12 protein-coding genes are annotated in these 18,904 nt (G+C 46.1%); 2 read left to right on the top strand and 10 right to left on the bottom strand.

Translation table 11 applies throughout. The annotated features are described in order from the left end of the window. Positions 1–348: 348 nt before the first annotated feature. Complete coding sequence (locus tag H6H02_RS14660; protein WP_190819059.1) at positions 349–2,499, bottom strand: tetratricopeptide repeat protein; 2,151 nt, start codon at positions 2,497–2,499, stop codon at positions 349–351. A 1,011-nt stretch (positions 2,500–3,510) separates the two neighbouring features. On the opposite strand from H6H02_RS14660, the gene H6H02_RS14655 reads away from it, so the two are divergent. Together H6H02_RS14655 and H6H02_RS14650 are read left to right on the top strand one after the other, a co-directional pair. Further along, positions 3,511–6,201 carry an RNA helicase gene (locus H6H02_RS14655; protein ID WP_347342611.1) on the top strand — a complete coding sequence of 897 codons (2,691 nt, stop codon included), beginning with the start codon at positions 3,511–3,513 and terminating at the stop codon, positions 6,199–6,201. Positions 6,202–6,462: 261 nt separating this feature from the next. Continuing rightward, the gene (locus tag H6H02_RS14650; RefSeq protein WP_199329199.1) at positions 6,463–9,189 is read left to right on the top strand and encodes a family 10 glycosylhydrolase; all 2,727 of its coding nucleotides are present in this window, start codon (positions 6,463–6,465) and stop codon (positions 9,187–9,189) included. Positions 9,190–9,487: 298 nt separating this feature from the next. Here the strand turns inward: H6H02_RS14650 and H6H02_RS14645 are convergent, their stop codons facing one another. The 9 genes from H6H02_RS14645 to H6H02_RS14605 all read right to left on the bottom strand — a co-directional run bounded on the left by H6H02_RS14645 (position 9,488) and on the right by H6H02_RS14605 (position 18,503). Further along, entirely contained in the window at positions 9,488–9,877 is a 390-nt protein-coding gene (locus tag H6H02_RS14645) for a hypothetical protein (protein ID WP_190818951.1), read from the bottom strand. Between the two features lie 186 nt (positions 9,878–10,063). Further along, positions 10,064–11,182 (bottom strand): HAMP domain-containing sensor histidine kinase, encoded by a 1,119-nt coding sequence (locus H6H02_RS14640; RefSeq protein WP_190818949.1) that lies wholly within the window; start codon positions 11,180–11,182, stop codon positions 10,064–10,066. Continuing rightward, positions 11,182–12,198 carry an adenylate/guanylate cyclase domain-containing protein gene (locus H6H02_RS14635; RefSeq protein WP_190818947.1) on the bottom strand — a complete coding sequence of 339 codons (1,017 nt, stop codon included), beginning with the start codon at positions 12,196–12,198 and terminating at the stop codon, positions 11,182–11,184. The genes H6H02_RS14640 and H6H02_RS14635 overlap by 1 nt, the downstream gene beginning before the upstream one ends. Continuing rightward, on the bottom strand, positions 12,199–12,696 hold the full coding sequence (locus H6H02_RS14630; protein WP_190818945.1) for a Rab family GTPase: 498 nt from the start codon (positions 12,694–12,696) through the stop codon (positions 12,199–12,201). Beyond that, positions 12,693–14,081 carry an OmpA family protein gene (locus H6H02_RS14625; protein ID WP_199329182.1) on the bottom strand — a complete coding sequence of 463 codons (1,389 nt, stop codon included), beginning with the start codon at positions 14,079–14,081 and terminating at the stop codon, positions 12,693–12,695. Before H6H02_RS14625 ends, H6H02_RS14630 begins: the two co-directional genes overlap by 4 nt. 520 nt (positions 14,082–14,601) lie before the next feature. Beyond that, positions 14,602–15,225, bottom strand: a complete 624-nt coding sequence (locus tag H6H02_RS14620; RefSeq protein ID WP_190818941.1) for an OmpH family outer membrane protein — start codon at positions 15,223–15,225, stop codon at positions 14,602–14,604. A gap of 428 nt (positions 15,226–15,653) precedes the next feature. Next, positions 15,654–16,754 carry a YihY/virulence factor BrkB family protein gene (locus H6H02_RS14615; RefSeq protein WP_190818939.1) on the bottom strand — a complete coding sequence of 367 codons (1,101 nt, stop codon included), beginning with the start codon at positions 16,752–16,754 and terminating at the stop codon, positions 15,654–15,656. Between the two features lie 99 nt (positions 16,755–16,853). Beyond that, positions 16,854–17,540, bottom strand: a complete 687-nt coding sequence (gene rnc / locus H6H02_RS14610) for a ribonuclease III (protein ID WP_242040711.1) — start codon at positions 17,538–17,540, stop codon at positions 16,854–16,856. 189 nt (positions 17,541–17,729) lie between these two features. Continuing rightward, the gene (locus H6H02_RS14605; RefSeq protein ID WP_190818935.1) at positions 17,730–18,503 is read right to left on the bottom strand and encodes an NYN domain-containing protein; all 774 of its coding nucleotides are present in this window, start codon (positions 18,501–18,503) and stop codon (positions 17,730–17,732) included. Positions 18,504–18,904 lie beyond the last annotated feature (401 nt).

Below are 18,904 nucleotides of genomic sequence, written 5' to 3'. Positions count from 1 at the left end.
GGTTTCAATTAGCTTAAGACGATTAATCACTTTTTGAAAGTTCTGAAAGTTATTATTAATAGTCACTCACTAATCCAGCATCCAGAAAATCTTTCATAGCTTCATTCCCCACAATAGTGTAGCAGGAGTCTGGGAAAGCTTCATTTTCTTCACTATCTTGAGATAAATGAAAATAATTTTTCTGTGCTTTCTAAAGGCGAGATCCCCGACTTCTTAGAGATCCGGAATCTGAAGCGCTGACATCTGACAACTCGGATAGGATAGCGATACCTACTCAACCAAGATACCTACCCAACCAGATTGATTTAGCGCTTGAGAATTTAGGCTTGAGAATTCAGGGCTTGAGAATTACAACCGCCGCAGCAATTCCGGCAAGAGCTTACCCGGAACCTTAGAAAGGGCGAGATTTTGCCCTTGTAAGCCACGTTCGCGGAAGAATGCCCGAATTGTCTGCACAACGTAAGACAGAGTGGATTCGTAGGCATCGGGTTGATGACTAAAGCCCCGCAACGCTTGCAAATGGTTGTGCAACGCTGCCTCTAGATGCTCTAACAGAGAACCCTGAGCCAAAGCGAACTGCTTATCCGTCGCCATCTGGTAATGAGCCAACCCCAAATTATTGTAGGTGGCAGAGGCATCAAACGTAACCGGCACTGGAGGACTGTTTTGGCTCAGCTGGTGGACAAGCGCGATCGCAGTTTCATAGGCTGTAATACACAACTGCAAATATTCTTGTCGCGCCTCCAGCTTAGTTTCTATCTGGCTTGCCAAATGCCAGTAAGCCGTACCCAAATTATTCTGCGTCGCCGCACAAGCTGCCGGGACGACATCCGGTGTCCGATATTTCAGCCCATTCAAGTAAGCTTCGATAGCAAATTTTAAATAGGTTGCGGGTTGTTCGTACTGAGCAAGATTCCAGTAGGCGGTGCCGATGTTGTTTTGCAGCATTGCCCAACTGAGCGACTCTTGCTCTGGATTGTAATACAACAGCGCTTCTGTATAAGATGCGATCGCTTGTTGTAAGTTTGTCACTGGCTGCTGCTGCTGCGCTAAATGCCAGTAAGCCGTACCCAAATTATTCTGCGTCGCCGCATATTTGAGCGGCTCCATCTGAGAGGAACGATAGCGCAAAGCTTCCTGATACGCACCAATCGAGTGTTGCAAGTTCTCGGCAGCATCTCGATAACGCGCCAAATCTCCGTATGCCGCCCCCAAGTTATTTTGAATCATCGCATAGGTGTGGGGCGATTCATCGGGATTGAAGGTGGTTAAAGCGGTTTGATACGCTTGAATCCCTTGCTCCAGATAGGCAAGCATCTCCTCAACTTTGCTTGGATAGCGAGCCAGCATCCAGTAGAGATTGCCCAAGTCATTGAGGGTATCAGCGACTAGGGGCGAATCTGCCTCCAACCAACTCAATGCCTGTTCGTAAGCTTGGATGGCAACGATCAGGTTTTCTTGTGAGGTATTAGATTGTTCGAGTTCAATGAGATCGCGGTAATGATTCCCCAGCCTCAGATAAGCTTCAGCAAGTGCCTCTGGCGGACAGGATTGCTGCTGTAATTGAGCAATTTCCTGCAACGATTGCACCTGCGGTAAACTCTCAATCGCCTGATGAGGGGCTTCGTGAGGGGAAGGATTAATGGATGCTGATTCATCACTCTTCTCTTTTGATTCTTGTAGGGGAGAAGCATGAGATTCCTCTCCCGGATACGTCGCTTCTACCTCTTCCTTGCCAGAATCATTTTCCTTGCCAGAACCATTGTCTGAAACTGACTTTTCCGAACGGGTTTCGCCATATTTCGCGAAGTCACGGTTCAGAATATGCCACAGATTTTCTTGGGGTACCGCCGTCTCTTGCTCAGCAGCTTGTTTGCGGGGTGCTGAGGATTGTAAGGACGGATACCACGTCTCTTCTGATACGGGCGTGGGTTCCCCTTCAAACTCAAAGAAGCCCGTGTGACACCGCCAAAACTCCGGTGCCGACTGCTGAATTGCTCGGAACCAAGGGCGAGGCATCCAGAGCAACAAGCTAGATTCCAAACGCGGCAAACTGCGCTCAATTCCCCTGAGAGAGCGCAGAAATAATCCCTGTACCGTTGCTGGGTGCTTGGTTAATAGCTCCACACCCAAAATCTGAAATCCGGGTGGGTTGTCGTCCGGGGGCGGGTGCTTGGCTAACCAGCGATTCATCTGAGCGATGGGATGCGGCTGGCTCAAGTTTAAGTTCAGGCTAACCAGTCGGGGATAGCCTTGGAAGGAGCCAGAATTCGGTAGGAAAGAGGAATGAATGCGATTAGATTTGTTTCTTTTTCCGTCTTCCGAAATCGCTAATTCTGCGTGTAATCGGGCAGCCAGACGATTTCTCAAGGTGAGATCGTCGCATACCGCCACAAAAATTTGGCGACGCAAACCAAGACTCAGCGCCTGTTTTAATCGCTGATAGATGATCCGGTTTCCATCGGAAATTCTTCGGTGAGCGGTATCCGTCACCGTCATGCTGGCAGGGTAGTGTCCGTTGGCTTGTGGCACCGACGTTTAGGAAGGATAAATAAGGGACTGAGGGCTGTTTGGGGGGTTTGATTCAACCATGTCATTTTGTCGGTTGGGGGGCGTGGAGGGGTGAGGTACGAAACCCAACACTGCAAATTGACTGCTGAAATTGACTGCTGAATCAGTAGCGATAAAAATTTTTGCCTGTCATCTTGAATCCGACTTCTGCCTTTTTTTGAAGTGGATACCCATTTCTTCCCTTTCCGGTTGCCTGGGTCAGGATTAAACGTAGCTTTTATCTATCAGTCAAAAGGATGATTTTAGATTTTATCTTTTTGAACGATCGCAATTTCGCATAACCGTAGCAATCTTGGCAATCACTGTATCTATCGTTACATCCTCTCCCCCAAGTTCCCTTATCTTCTGAAGATGTGGCAATTGGCAGCGATGGAAAAAGCCTAACTTAGACAATCATTGAGAGGCTCTTCCGCAACTGTTTTAAAAGCCTCGAATTTGCCAGAGAAAGCAGAAGAAAGCTTTGGGCACAAACAGACAGATATTCGCAATTATTTAGGTTTTTTAATTTGGATTTTCCATGAATTTTAGCTATATTGTTTATTATAATGACAATTGCTCTATTATTCTGCCGCTACAAATAAAATTGAAGTTTCGTAAAGCGGTTTCGACTAACTTGAGGCTAACTTGAGACACTGATATCGGGAAATGGCACCTAGAAAAGCAAATAGCGTCACGGTTCTCAGGGCGAACGTCATTTTCAATTTCGATACAATCGTGCATCCCAGCGATCCAGTGCTAATTTTCACTAAAAGGAATTCCCAAAAAAAATAGCGATGTGCCATCGTTAGGAGCCGGTGAATGGCTATGTTCCTAGAGCCATTGTTAAGATAATTTAGTGTTGGGAAGTCCTTTAGGATTAAAGGAAGCACAAGACGACAGTGGATGGCGAGAGTTGGCTGAATTCCGTCTGCAATCTTATTGGAACTATTTGACCGTACCGTGCCCACTACCATACCAGAGCTAGACCTCAAGACCTTATTTCCCTTTGAACTGGATCAGTTTCAGATGGAAGCGATCGCTGCGTTAGATGCCGATTGCTCCGTCGTGGTGTGTGCCCCAACCGGGTCGGGAAAAACGCTGATTGGGGAATACGCCATTTACCGCGCCCTGAGTCGCGGAAAGCGGGTATTTTACACCACACCCCTGAAAGCCCTATCGAACCAGAAATTACGAGATTTTCGCGATCGCTTTGGGGCTGACCGGGTAGGGTTATTGACCGGCGATACGTCCATCAACCGGGATGCTCCGATCCTGGTGATGACCACGGAAATTTTCCGGAATATGCTCTACGGCACCCGCATCGGCGAAGTCGGCACCTCCCTCACGGGTGTAGAAGCCGTGGTGCTAGATGAATGCCACTACATGAACGATCGACAGCGGGGCACGGTTTGGGAAGAATCCATTATTTATTGTCCCCGCGAAATTCAGCTGGTCGCGCTTTCGGCAACGGTCGCCAACAGCGATCAACTCACCGACTGGTTAAATCGGGTTCATGGCCCCACCAAGCTCATCTACTCCGATTTTCGTCCTGTTCCCTTGCAGTTTCACTTCTGCAATCCCAAAGGGCTGTTTCCTCTCCTGGATGACTCGCAAAAAAAACTAAATCCGCGACTCAAGCCCAAGCGCCCACAAACCAAAGAAAAAGGCAAAAGACAAGACAGCCCCAGCTTAGTTTATGTCCTGAGCCATCTGTGGAAACGGGATATGCTGCCAGCGATTTACTTTATCTTCAGCCGCCGGGGTTGTGACAAGGCGGTGGATGAATTGCGGGAAGTGACGCTGGTAAACGAACAAGAAGCAAAACTTTTAAAACAGAAAGTTGAAGCATTTTTAGCTCACAACCCAGAAGCAGCCCGTAGTGGTGGAGTTGAACCATTGCTGCGGGGGATTTCCTCGCACCACGCCGGAATTTTACCGGCATGGAAAGGTCTGGTAGAAGAACTGTTCCAGGACGGATTGGTAAAAGTGGTATTTGCCACCGAAACCCTGGCTGCGGGGATTAATATGCCTGCGCGAACAACCGTAGTTTCTAGCCTTTCCAAACGCACCGACCGAGGACACCGACTGCTGACGCCCAGCGAATTCATGCAAATGTCGGGTCGCGCCGGACGCCGGGGGATGGATACCACAGGTCATGTCGTGACCTTGCAGACGCCTTTTGAAGGCTCTAAAGAAGCAGCTTATTTGGCAACCAACGGCCCTGACCCGTTGGTGAGCCAATTTACACCCAGCTACGGCATGGTCTTGAACTTGCTGCAAACCCATAGTCTGGAAGAAGCGAGAGAATTAGTAGAACGCAGCTTTGGGCAGTATTTGGCGACCGTGCATCTCGAACCCACTCGGAAAGCGATCGCTGACTTATCCGAAGAACTGGCAAAAATCGAAGCGGATCTGGCATCAGTAGACAGTAAGAGCCTGCAACAGTACGAAAAGCTTCAGGAACGTCTCAGAGAAGAACGGCGATTACTGAAAATTTTACAAACTCAAGCCGAAGCCGAGCGATCGCGCGAAATTGCGATTGCGATCGCTTCTGTAGAACCCGGTACACTGCTGAGTTTAAAAGGGAAACATATCCCAGTGCCCTCTCCTGTACCCGCCGTCTTAATCGCCAAGACACGCGGTTCTGGTCAATCGCCCTACCTGATTTGCCTAGGTGCAGATAACCGCTGGTATGTCGTCACCACTGCCGATGTTGTTGCTTGCAGCCAACAACGCCGCGTGTCCAATGTCGAATCCGTACAGCCCCCGCCGGAAATGCCGATAAAGCCCGGTCATTGCAAGAAAGGCACGGAATCCACAGAGGTAATTGCCCGTCAAATTGGCTGGGCTTGTCGGAATGACGCTGGCGGTCGTCCAGACGCGGATCTAGAAGAAGAGACTGCCCCAGAAGTGGTCGCACAGCAGCAGCAGCTAGCCGCAGTGGAAGCGCAACTGCAAAATCACCCCGCCCATCAATGGGGCAATCCCGCCGCCCTCCTCAAGCGCCAGCAGCGCCGAGAGGGATTGCTAGACCAAATTTCCCAGCTTCAAAGCCTGTTCCAGGACAACTTGGCACGCCACTGGGAAGAATTTATGGATCTGATTGAAATTTTGCAACGGATGGGCGGACTGGAGGGAGTGATGCCGACCCCTCTAGGAGAAGCTGCCGCTGCGATTCGGGGTGATAACGAGCTTTGGATGGCTTTAGCCCTGCTGTCGGGGAAACTTGACGAGTTAGATCCTCACCATTTAGCCGCTGCTTGTGCCTCCTTTGTAACCGAAACAATGCGACCCGACAGCTGGACGCACTACGATGCACCGGCTGAGATGGACGAAGCCTTGGGAAGTTTGCGGGGCTTGCGGCGCAACCTCTTCCAGCTACAGCGGCGGTATCGCGTAGCGCTGCCAGTCTGGATGGAGTATGACTTAACAGGTTTGGTGGAACAGTGGGCGTTAGGGGTTCAATGGGATCAACTCTGCTCCAACACCAGCTTAGATGAAGGGGATGTCGTCCGAGTGTTGCGGCGGACAGTGGATTTCTTATCTCAAATTCCTCATGTGCCTCACATTTCAGATTCGTTGCAGCAGAATGCCTATCGGGCGATTCATTTAATTGACCGCTTTCCAGTTAACGAGGTCGTTGCTAGTTAACGAGGTCGTTTAGAACCAGCGGTTCGCTGTCAAAAGGTCATTGTGATTTGTCCTTAGCCATTCGTCATTAGTTTGTTGCGACTCACTGAAGTCGTTGCTTAGAATGAGCGATTAGCCATTCGCTGTTAAAAGAAAAGGTCATAGATGAATCGTCATGGGTCGTTAGTTTGTTACTAATGACTGATAACTGATGACTAAGGATGAAAAGCTAATCGCTAAAAGCTATTTCAGGAGTAGTCTGTGTTGAGGAGTGGTTTTAGTTTGAAACAGCAACGCTGGGGAAAGGAAAAATGCCAGACTTGGAACTTGGCGTTTTTAGTCTTAAATTTTTTCTGTTTAACTTTTAATTCTTTTCCTGCCGGTGCCGCACCGAGTGTACTGGGAGTCGTGAAAACCCAGGACAATGCCAACCAATGGGAGGGAATTACAACGCGCCTGGGACTCAGTGGTGTTGCCTACTGTGTGGTGGATTTACAGCAAGTCCGGCAGGCGGCAGATTTAGCAGGGACGCAGGTTTTATTTTTACCGAACGTTGAAACCCTAAGCGCGGTACAGGTACAAGCAATCCAAGAGTGGATGAGGAAAGGCGGACGTGCGATCGCGAGTGGTCCTTTGGGCACCCTTTCACAAGCGAACGTGCGATCGCAATTGCGATCGCTCTTTGGCGCTTATTGGGGATTCGGCTTGCAAAGCCCCTCCACCTTGGCACCCGCACCTGCCAACAATCAGGGCTGGGTACAACAGAACGGACTCGCTGGAACCGCCCAGGGAGGTGTGATCATTCCCGCCGGATTGACCAGTCAAACAGCTGCTGTTTGGAAGTCGGTTGAGAATCCACCGGCGGTCGTAACCACCGATCGCTCAGTCTTTCTGGGCTGGCGCTGGGGCGTCGATACTGCCTCTAGCCCAAACCTGGATAGCGCATGGCTGCGGGCATCCCTGAACCGCTACGGGGGAGTGAGAAAAGCCCAAAATTCAGCAACCGATGCGCCCCAGCAGTGCCCCTCCCCAGCCGGAACCACGGCGGCTGCCACACGACGCCCACCAACCGGGCAGCCAAGCTCTACAAATCCCGTTTCCCCAGGGACAGCGGCAGGTCGGACGCCTGCCACCTCCCCCACCCAACCGGGAAACACCCCTATCGTTTTCCCCCCTGCCCCAGCAGCCCAAGTTGCAGACGCCAACGCTGATGGTTTGGTGGCTCCACCTGGACTCGACGTAAAGCCAAGCTCCCTGCCCATCACAGGTGGACAAACAACCGTCATGCGTCAGGAGTTGGAAGCGCTCATCGGACGCTTTGAGAGTGCGATGTTAACTGCCAACGCCACAAACAAGGTGGGAACAGCAAACGGAAACAATTCCTCAACGCAAACCAAGCTCATCGCTGACACAACTTCACGCTCTAATCAGGAATCAGCCCTCAAAACTGCCCGGACAGGGTTGCAAAAATTTCTTCAGCTAGTTGTTCAACAAGACTACAGTGCTGCCCGACAGCAGTGGCTTCAGGCACGGCGAACTCTCTGGGACAACTATCCCATCGACCGGCCCCAAGGGCAGTCAGAAATTCGGGCGATGTGGTTAGATCGGGGCACCATTGTCAAGGCTGGTTCGGAGCAAAAATTAGCGAAAATTTTCGATCGACTGGCGGCGGCGGGGTTTAACACGGTTTTTTTTGAAACAGTCAACGCGGGATATCCCATTTATCCCAGCCGCGTCGCTCAGATTCAGAATCCCCTGGTGCGTGGCTGGGACCCCCTGGCTAGTGCAGTCAAACTCGCTCATGAGCGCGGCATGGAGTTGCACGCCTGGGTGTGGATTTTCGCCGTCGGCAACCAGCGTCATAATGCCTTAGTCAACCGTCCGAAAGAGTATCCCGGTCCGGTTCTCGATCTGCACCCGACTTGGGCAGGCTACGATAACCGGGGGCGTTTGTTCCACTTGGGTTCGGGGAAAACGTTTCTCGATCCGGCGAATCCGGAGGTACGACGCTACTTAATACAGATGTTGGGGGAAATTGCGACAAACTATAAAATAGATGGTATTCAGTTCGATTACATCCGCTATCCTTTCCAAGATCCTCGTGCGGGTTATGCTTTTGGCTACGGTACGGCGGCGCGTCAGCAATTTCAACAGTTACACGGAGTCGATCCGGCAAAGATTTCGCCAAAAGACCGCAATGTCTGGCAAAAGTGGACGCAATTTCGCACCAATGCGATCAACACTTTTGTAGCAGATGCATCGAGAAGCCTACGCGCCTTAAAACCGAACCTGATTTTGTCGGCGGCAGTGTTTCCTTATCCTGAAACGGAGCGTCTGCAAAAACTACAACAAAATTGGGAAGTTTGGGCGCAGCGAGGAGATGTGGATTTGCTGGTGCCGATGACTTACGCTTTGGATACGAACAAACTCCAGAGTTTGGCGCAGCCTTTACTGACTCAGGCTCTCCTCGGTTCAACTCTAGTTTTGCCCTCGATTCGCCTACTGAATCTGCCGGATGCTGTGGCAATCGATCAAATACAGGCGCTACGGGATTTCCCTGCCAGCGGTTACGCTCTATTTGCTGCCGAAAATCTCAACGAAAATCTGCAAGGAATCTTCCGCCGCGCTCAGGGGAGAGTCATTAAATCATCCACGGAACCGCTGCCTTATCGCCAGCCTTTCCAAGCTGCTGCCACTCGTTATGCGGCACTCCAAAAAGAATGGGATTTTCTGTTGGAAACGAACCAATTTGGGATTAAAGAACCAGCGCTCTCAGAATGGCACAAGCAATCAGATGCTCTCTCAAATGCACTGAATCAACTAGCTGCGAATCCTTCTGCAAATAACCTAACAAAGGCGAAAATTTCACTTCAATCTTTTAAATTTCAGTTCAATCAATGGATGAAACGGGAAGGTATAGAGCAGCCCTACCAAGTCCAAGTTTGGGACAACCGTTTGGCAACTTTAGAAAGGCTGCTGCGCTTTGGCGAGCGAGGGGTGAAGAATTAAAAAGTAAGAATTAAAAATTCAAAAATAGGAGTGATTTTTAATTCTCACTTCAACTGAAAATAAATTTCCCTTGCCCACAATTCGTTGTAGGCAAGAAGTCTTCTTGGGCTAAAATTGCCAAACTATCACCTATTGCTATCCAATTTTGAGGCGTATTGGATGGATTGCTGCTGTTTAGTTTATAGCAATCAGCTAAAAGAGAGAGGATGAAAGAGATAGCGATCGCGCAATATTTAAAAATGGATATATTGCTGATTCTTAAACTCATTCTCCATCCCCATGAACGAGCAAAAGTTCGTCATTGAGTAACCTGAAATACACCAAAAACTAGCGCCATAATGAGTGCAACAGCAACAAAAATGACCGCTATTAATATCAGCCAGTATTGCAGTGTATAAAGTTTTCTAAGTTCCCCAAGGGCACCTATCAAATTTTCCATGTCGCTTCCCTGAGTATTGACAATAAGCTGGAAAGAAGAAGCTGCTTTACTTGTCCAAAAACCAATAACGATTTGAACAACGCCACTGACAATGCCGCCTATTTCACCTTTCCGGATACTGACAATCCCATCTATAACCAGAAGCACCCCTAAAGCGATCAGAAAGTAGCTAACAAAGCGCATTTTCTGAGCAAGATCCCGAATCAGCTGGTTCTGCGTCTGGTCAAATTCGTATACTCGACTCTCCATTTCACGCTTTCTCCCACACGATTTCACTCAGATTCTACGATATTGCTGCCAGATTGAAATCACTTTAGATACAAATTTGTAATCTGCTGATGCAGGTTTCGTTTGTATGCTTCCTGTCGCTGTGCGGTTCCAACCGCTTAGTACCTTCTCCGAGCGGAAAATTTTGTAGATAATTAAAATACAAATTTATGATTGCACAACGGGTCGAGGAAGCCGAAACCAAAATCGTGAACCTCTTTCAGTACGGGGTGAATAACCAATACTGCCACCCCAGCGTTCAACCGTAATCCGACAAAAATAAAGTCCTAAACCCGCTTTGCCAGCTTTCTCTCTTCCTTGAGAAAATTTTTGAAATAAATTTTTAGAAAGCTCCGGCGGTACACCAAAACCCTCATCGTCCACGCTTACCAGAATAAATTCTCCATCTTCTTGGAGATTAACAGTCACAGTAGAACTAGCCGGACTATGTCTAAGAGCATTTTCCACTAAGTTAAAAAGAACCCTCTCCAAACGCGAGGTTTCCCCAACCACCTTCCAATCTTTCGACCGATTAATATCGGCAGCCAATTGCAACTGCTTTTTATTGAAGGTAAAAGTCGGTAATAAAGCATCCACAACTTCCATTGCACAAAGAATTGCATCCGGAGCGTGAACAGGATCAAGTGAAAAAGCTTCTAATGATTTTACTTCGGCAGAAAATGCCTTCAATATATCCTGAATCAACATCTGTTGCTTGGTACATTGCTTCCTTCCAATTTCTAGACGTTCTCTGCCTTTTGGTGTCAAACTTTCTAAAGCAAGAAGTGCGAAACAGCAGTTAAGTCCCGTTAGTTGTCCTGCTATATCGTGGACAAAGCAATGAAGTAAAATTTCTTTTTTCTGTATCTCTTTAATAAGATGTTGATAAGTTAAATTATTTTGCCTTGCCTTTTGGATTAGAGATTGTTTCTCTTCATAAGCAATCCCTAAACACTCAATCAAAAGTATTTTCTTGCCTTTCAGAAAAACGGCTGATGCCTCAAGATGGCATTCGTTTCCTAATATATTAATTTCAGTCCACAGCCCCGATTTTAGGGGTTCTGTACCTTTTCCCATCCAGAAATCTTCAGCGTCGATGAGAAAGTTGTCGAGAAAAGGGAATTGCTGACCTAAATCTAATCTATCCGGTTCCTGTGTAGTATCTCTATAGACATTATTAAACCAATCTGGCATCAGCCCAACGATTGAAAAAAAACCATTATCTAGACGTTCTAAAACTACAATATTCAGGGCTGCAAAAAGCTCGCTTGTAATAGATTCACTCATTATTTCAACCGCCAAGAATAAGTTGATATAGGTTCAACAAGTCCTTTCAACAGAAGGGGGTTTTTGGAAAACTTTTTTTTCATCTCATCAAGCTTTTGGAATGTATTGTCGTCGATGAGAATCTCGCTGGGACGCGCCTGACTTTCTAGGTGAGTCGCTAAATTAACATAGTAGCCGATAGCGCTAAATATCCTGCTACCTTTGCCACCCAAAACGCCCAAAGCAACCGCTCCAGAAGCAATACCAATACCAACTTCGAGCAGTGAACCAAGCTCTCCTTGTCTCGCTTTACCAATCTCTGCGATCGCCTCAATCATAGCTCGTGCAGCCTTGATTGCCTGACTTTTGGGACATCCCGTTGAGGGAATAACCCCAAAGAAAGCCGTTATTACATCTCCAGTTATTTTATTCACCATACCAGCTTCATCAACAAGTGCCTGGAGCATCGTAGGGATGTATAAATTCAGGGTTTTAAAAACCGCTTCCGGAGGATTGTTTTCACTGTAGGAAGTAAGTCCGCAAATATGGACAGAAAGAATGGTTACATCCCGCCGTTCTCCTCTCTCTTGAAGAATAGGAATCGCTTGTGGTGATTGGGTAACACCCTTTCCAAAATAGTGATTTAATATCTTACAGTGTTCCTCTCGCAGAAGGTTCAATTCGTTTCCTTGTTGTTGCATCAGGCGGTGCTGGCTTTCTTCTAAAGTTGCATCTAATAGCAACACCCAGTCCTTCTCTTCCCCAGGTACAAGATGGACATCTGCGGAAAGCCCATATTCTGTTTTCATGCAAGGGATACAGATAGGAGAACCGTTTAGAGGAAAAAGACCTTCTAGAAAAAAGACTTGTTTCCCGACGTATTCCCCTTTTTGCAAATCATTCAATCCATAGGCTTCCAGTTTCCCTCCCCAATCGGACAAGCAACCATCTTTTTCTACCAGTAGATAGGCTGGAGAACGATTTTCGACTGCCAAAGTGTGAATATAATTCAGAATTGGCGAAGGGAGGTCAAGCATCTATGCCTCCATCATTTTCTTCGCAAGCGTTAGAAAAGCTTCCTCTACACCTAAACCTGTTTTTGCGCTGCTTTTAATGACCAGCCAACCCCTTTCCGCCATTTCATCCATCGCCGTCTCATCAATATCCCATTCCTCCGTTAAATCCCATTTGTTAAGTACCAAAATGAAGGGAAGAGTGCCAATTGTATCTTCTACTCTTTTTTGCAGAGTAAAAGCTTTATCTAAGGTGGTGCGACGGGTTCCATCAGCTACTAAGAAATAGCCTGACGAACCCCGCAGATACGACATCCGAACCTTTTGGAATTCGTCTTCTCCGTAAAGATCCCAAAGGATGAGATTTAATTCTTTTCCTCCTACACTGAGCGATTTTTTGTCAATTTTTACTCCTACAGTGGTCTGATAAGTGTCCGAGTAAATACTTCTAACAAAACGCGCGACCAAACTTGTTTTTCCGGTGGCGAAGGCACCTACCATACACATTTTTTTCTGGATCATCGCCGGTTTATCTCTCTACTGGGGGTATCAGTTAAAATTACCTTGAAAGAGACGCTGCGGCTCAATGCTCGATCCTGTGGGCGTTTCTTATCCACAGTTTCTCCAGTACCCACACCTACGGCAGAAAGATTGGTTTTTTTGATTCCTTGCGAAACTAGAGTAGCAAGGATGGCATTAGCACGCCCTTGGCTTAGGATCAGATTTCTCTCTTCTGAGCCTATTTTGTTAGCGTGTCCTAAAATTTTAATCTGGATGTTTTTACTTAAATAGGGCGCGGTATTCGTAAGCTTTTGAACTTCTTTAATAAGGTTTTGTATCCTTGCCTCCTGTCCGGGTTGAAGTTGTGTTCTTCCCTCTGTAAAAAGAAGTAATTGTTTTTCAATCTCGTTTTTGCTGCGCTCAAGTTCTTTGAGTTCCATCTCAACAAGATTATTTTCGTCGAATTTATTAATTCCGGGAATGGCTCGCACCAGTTTTCTAGTTTCAACAATCCATTGATAAGGCGCAGAACCTTTAGCATGTAGAATTCCGCTTTCATCAACAATTAAAGATACAGTTACCGGAGGTTGGAGCAAGTCTTTAGCTCTGGTTTCGGTAAACTTTGGATAAAAAGATAAGTAAGGCTCCCAGCGGCTAATAACTGTTTTGGGATTAATATTTGATTTTTTCATTATCTGAATTGGATCTGCCGCTAAGGGATCTCGAAGCCCAGAAATAAAATATTTTCCCTGACGTTTTTCGGAAGTAACTACGGTCATTCCTGGCTGGGCATTTAATTTTTCCAAATACGCTGCCCAGCGCTGTTTGTCTGTGAAGTCAAAAAAGAACCAGCTACCCAAAGCTATTAATATAGAGCTTAATAAAATCCAGATAACAGGGGAAGGTTTTGTTTTTTTGGGTTGATACTGAGCCTGAAAGCAATCTTCAAGATAAAGCGTGCTGCCTTCAAAAGGAGCAGTATCTCCCTCAAACGAATTAAATTTCTGGTCGTATTTGAGGTGAATCTTCTCTATTATTTCTTGAAACACTAACTTTAATTCCTTAGGTGCAGTTCCCCGGATAATCCCTGCTAATATTGCCTGCGGACCAGGTTCAATCCAAATGGTGAGTTCACCAAACTGCAACGTTTCTAGAGAATCGCCGGTTTGGACGCTAAAAGAGTCTTGGACAAAATCCCGGATCGCTGTTAACATCGCTGAAACTAGGTCTGCATCCTGAGCGGCTACGTTTGGCGCTACTACGTGCTGAAGTAACAATCCAGTTTTTTTGTGAATCAAAAAAACTTGTTCAACTCGATAGAGAAGAGTACGGAGAAGAACAACTTCGGCAAATGATTTGCCTGTCTGTAAAGCTTCCAATCGCCACTTAAAGCTTTGTGGAGACAAGCTATGTTCCACTGTTTGATTGAGAGACTGGACTGTGGTTTCTAGAGCAGTTGCGATCGCTTTGCGAATGGCTGGACCGATTACAGGAAAAATCGCCTCTGAGAGGATATTCAGGTCTTTTTTGACCGATAAATGAATGGCTTCTTCGACTGTGGGCACGATTGCCTCGCTTAGCTGCTTATCTTGCAGTGTCCGTAGAATAATCGCTTCTGGAAGCAGTCGGCTGATATCCTCTGCGTGAATATCGGGATTATTCAGTCGCTCATGCAATTTATCAAGTTCGCTTTGCTCAAAACCAAGGAGCAGACTCCGAAGCTCAGAGAGATCTTCGTTAGTTGAAAGATTATTCTCTGGAGAATTGCTAGATAAATTATGGGCGGAATAGTCAGCCATTGCTCAAATCCCCCTATTCAACAACTAAATTTTTATGCGGACATTAGATGAGGGAGCTAGAGCGATTTAGTAACCTAGGGACGGATAATTCTGAATTCCCTCCTTAAAAACTTCTCTTCTAGAAGAATTATTCCTTGCCAGAAGTTCCCACTTGATTGTTCAGTCTCATCGCTAGTTCTGCAAACAGAGATGCCAGAGTAGAACGGTCTGTCTTATCATTACGAAGTTCTTGGGCTTCTCGTTCCAATGCAGCCAAAAGTTCTTCATATTTTTGTCGAATCTCATCGTCTAGATTTTTAGATTGCTCTAAAATCTGCTGACGCAAGTCTCGCTCTTTTGTTGTACTTTCTTCATCTAGTTGGGCAAGCTTTCTTTCCAAAGAACTGATTAAGTTTTTCAGTTCCAGTGAAAGTCCTTTTACGGACTCGTCTCGTTCTGATTGCTCAGTTTTTAATCGAGCTGTTATTGATTCAAGTTCTTTTCGGAGATAGTTTTCAATACTATCTAAGCGTTTTCTCGTATCATCGCGTAAGTTAGTGGATTCTTTCACTAAACGTTCTTCTAAACGAGCAAACCTTTTTTCGTATTCCCGCGTCTGGTTCCCGAAAAGAATATCTCTAACTTTATCGAGATTTCCACTTTCCGTCCCATTCATGCTAGTAAGCTGAGAATTATTTCTAGTCTGGATTGGGTTCGTTTGTTCTGATTCCAATTCCATGTATGTAATGTGTTTGTCTTCAGAGGGATTCATAAATTTAATCCTTTATTCAAGAGCTTTGTTGCTGTCTTGCTTCTTAGTCTTTCAGCAAGAAAGAAGTGATTCATGGCAGCGAACAAGTCAATCGGACTGGTTTCTAGCACGCAAAATATTCGCGTGTTCGTACATTACGACTTTACCCTAAAGGTCAGTCTCAGTAAATGCAAGGGCTAAAAGCACTGCCACAGGTATAAATAAATCTATATGGGCAGCGAACGGAAGGCTAACGTTTTGCATCTTCCGTCACCATTTCCACTGGGGGTAGACAAAGCCCAAGCTAAAGTTGTTTCTGCCTTTACTGCTATCTTGCCTAACAAAGTCAATACTTATGAGAAAGTTGTAACAAACAAAAACATATACTGATAGCCTCTGCGCCTAAGAAAACTCACCTGATAAATCGCAGCAAAGTCTCCCAGAATACATTATTTTTGTCTGTTGTTCTTCTTTCCTTTTGCACCCACTAGAGAAGCAAAGCCTTGGTAAACGCCAATCATTAACGCGAGGAGTGTTACCATCGGGTGTCTGGACTTTGGCGGCTCTACTTGCTGTATGGTGCTGGTAGACGTTCCAGAGGCGCGATCGCGTTGATCTTGTGCGCCAGATGCTTTGATGTCATCAGTGCGCGGCATTCCCTGCTGTGCCCTTGCTTCGTCGGTAAGGGGTACGGCATTTTTAGAGGGGACAATTCGAGAGCCGTACTTGTTGGCATAGACTTGGGTAAATTCGGCACCGAAAAAGAGAATCTGGGCGGAATAATTCACCCACAACAGCAGCACTACAAACGATCCCGCAGCACCGTAGGTTGAGCCGACGCTGCCATTCCCAAGATACAACCCCAGTAAGTACTTACCAACGGTAAAGAGTAAAGAAGTGATGGCAGCACCGATCCAAACGTCACCCCAGGCAATTTTGGCATCTGGCAAAATTCTAAACATCAACGCGAACAGCACCGTCACGACGCCGAAGGAAAGGAGAAAGTTTAGGACTTGCAGGAAGGGCAAGCCGGGTATCAAATGACCGAAATAATCGCCGACTGCTGTTAAACCAGCGCTCAAGATGAGGGAAACCAAGAGCAAAAAGCCGATGCCCAGTACCATCGAGAAGGACAAAAATCGGTCTTTGATAAAGCCTTTGATGCCGCGTCCAGGCTTGGGAGCGACTTCCCAGATGGTGTTTAGTGAATCTTGCAGCTGACCAAAAACGCCGGAAGCACCGAACAGGAGTAGACCAACGCTAATCAGGGTGGCAATTGTGCCTTGCTCTGCCTTGCGAGAATTCGCGATCATTTCTTCGACGGCTTCGGCACCCTGCATACCGAGTAAGCCTCGAAGTTGCTCTTCTATTCCGCCTTGAGCAGCTTCTTGCCCAAATACTAAGGCAGCGATCGCGATCGCAATAATGACTAGCGGTGCTAGAGAAAACACGGTGTAATACGCTAGCGCCGCCGCTAACCGCGATGCCTTATCTTCTTGCCATTCTGAAAATGTGTCTTTAAGCAGTCCTACTATATCTTTTGGCTTCATAACTAACTTCTAGTCTGCGCTACCACTCTTCTTTGAGTTTGCAGCGCCTTGTCAAGAAGTTAAAAGACCCGAAAGTTAGAGTTTTTCCAGAATTCCAGCTTACACCAGCCCTCGTTTTTTCAGTTTGGACAGTGCATCTTCAGCAGCAGCTTTCTCAGCATCTTTTTTGCTGCGTCCTTTACCTTCCCCGTAGGCTTTATCACCTACAAACACTGTGGCGATGAACTCTGGAGCATGGGGTGTTCCTCCTGCTTGTTTTGTGACATATTTTGGTGGCGCTGAGCCAAGATCGGGGTCTGCTTGCACCCATTGCTGAAACCGATTTTTTGAGTCCACATTGGAGAGAGACACTACAATATCTTCCGGAACGGAATCAAATAGCGGTTCTACAAAATCGCGGACTTTCTCAACATCTAAATTGTTATCTAGATAATAAGCGCCGACGACGGCTTCAAAGGTGCTACTTAGTAGATTTGGATTGTAGTAGCCTCCCTCGCGAATGGCTCCTTGACCTAACCGCATTTTGAAGTTTAAACCAATCTCGGTAGCGAACTTTGCTAGCTGCTTTTCATCTACCAACGCGGAACGCCTACGAGTCATTTGGTCTTCTCCCATTTTTGGATGACGACGATAGAGATATTCGCCACTTAAGAAAGTTAGCAAAGCATCACCCAAAAATTCTAGACGCTCGTTGTTTTCGCACTCTCCCGGGTTTTCATTGGCATAAGAACGGTGAGTAAGCGCATGAAGCAAAATTTTTTCATTCTGAAATGTTGGCAATTTCATTTTTATCTCTCCTGTTTTTGGGTAAATTAATTGCATGGAACTATCAGTACCAGTAATTGATGGTTGTTAATTAGGCGAACACGAAAAAGCCGCTAGTGGGCGGCTTTTGGATAAACTCGATTTCTGTCCAAACCGAGTTTTTGATAAGTAGCGATCGCTTGATTCTCAACCTTTCAGTAATCGGCTTAACTATACTAACAATATTTCATCATTTTGTAATTTTATTTTGCCCTGTTTTACGACAGCCGCAACAAAATTTTTGAAGCTTGAAAATTTCGTCCCATCAGGTTTATGAATCGTGGAAACCCCTTTATAGTTAGGAAACCGCTGACTTTGACACATCAGGCTGGCAATGATGGAATATGTTGTACTCCTACCCTCTCGAACCGCAGTTTTGATAGCTTCAATAAAGCAGTTAACAGCATCATCGTAGGTGATATAAGGCAACTTGCCATCTTTCTGAATCACTGCCTTGTTGCTAACTAAGTTAGGTAGTTCATCTACAAAGTGAAAGTCATCAGCAACAATTTTTAGATTTTGCTTCACATTACCTCGTTGAGCGACAACTATCGCCTTTTTACTCAACTTTTTCTGATTCAAAACTAACTTTTTGAAATCCCCATCTCCCGATACAATAATAGCCACATCGGGAGGCTGGTTGCCGTGAATATCTTCAAGATAGTCACTCATTAATCGATCATCAGCAGCGTTCTTTAAAGGACAAGGGACATCAATCCCAGTGAAACCAATACTTCCTAGATTTTTTTCGGTAAAAAAATGGTTTCCGGACTTTGAATTGTAGTAAACCTTTCCACTAATCAAACGCCCTTTTGAATTGGCAAAAGCCGCCATTAACTTTGCTTTTTCTTCTGTAAAGGGGACATTTTGAGAATCCCAGTAAATTGAAACTAACGGTTTCTGCTTGTTGATTTTTGTTTGGGAAGATCCAAAAATGCTTTTCATTTTGATACGTCCAAAATACGGGTTGAATGGACAGCATCAACAAATCGCGCATCTAACCTTAGAAAAAAGCCGAGTGAAGGATTTAAAAAAAAGATAATAAACCCCGACTAAGTTAATAGCCTGAATCAACTCTTTTGCCTGAGGAGTATTGAAGTTGCAGTCTCAGGTACAGAACTTTTAGCTTCCTGCTAAGCGTGCAGTCAACCATTTGAACGGACATACTGTTCAGCCAAATGGTTGACTAGACGCTCAGTAGGAAACAAAAAAACCGTGTACCTGAGACAGCATTCAAAACTTCTTTAATGCGAGATTTTTGTACTGTCTGCAATGTATGGGCTAAATCTAGCATTGGAAAAACTTGGATGTCAAGGTTAATTAGGTGGATTTTAAGCGGAGGGCTT

Origin of the sequence: Coleofasciculus sp. FACHB-1120, from assembly GCF_014698845.1 — a bacterium.
GTDB lineage: Bacteria > Cyanobacteriota > Cyanobacteriia > Cyanobacteriales > FACHB-T130 > FACHB-T130.
This window is presented reverse-complemented; position numbering and strand designations above follow the sequence as displayed.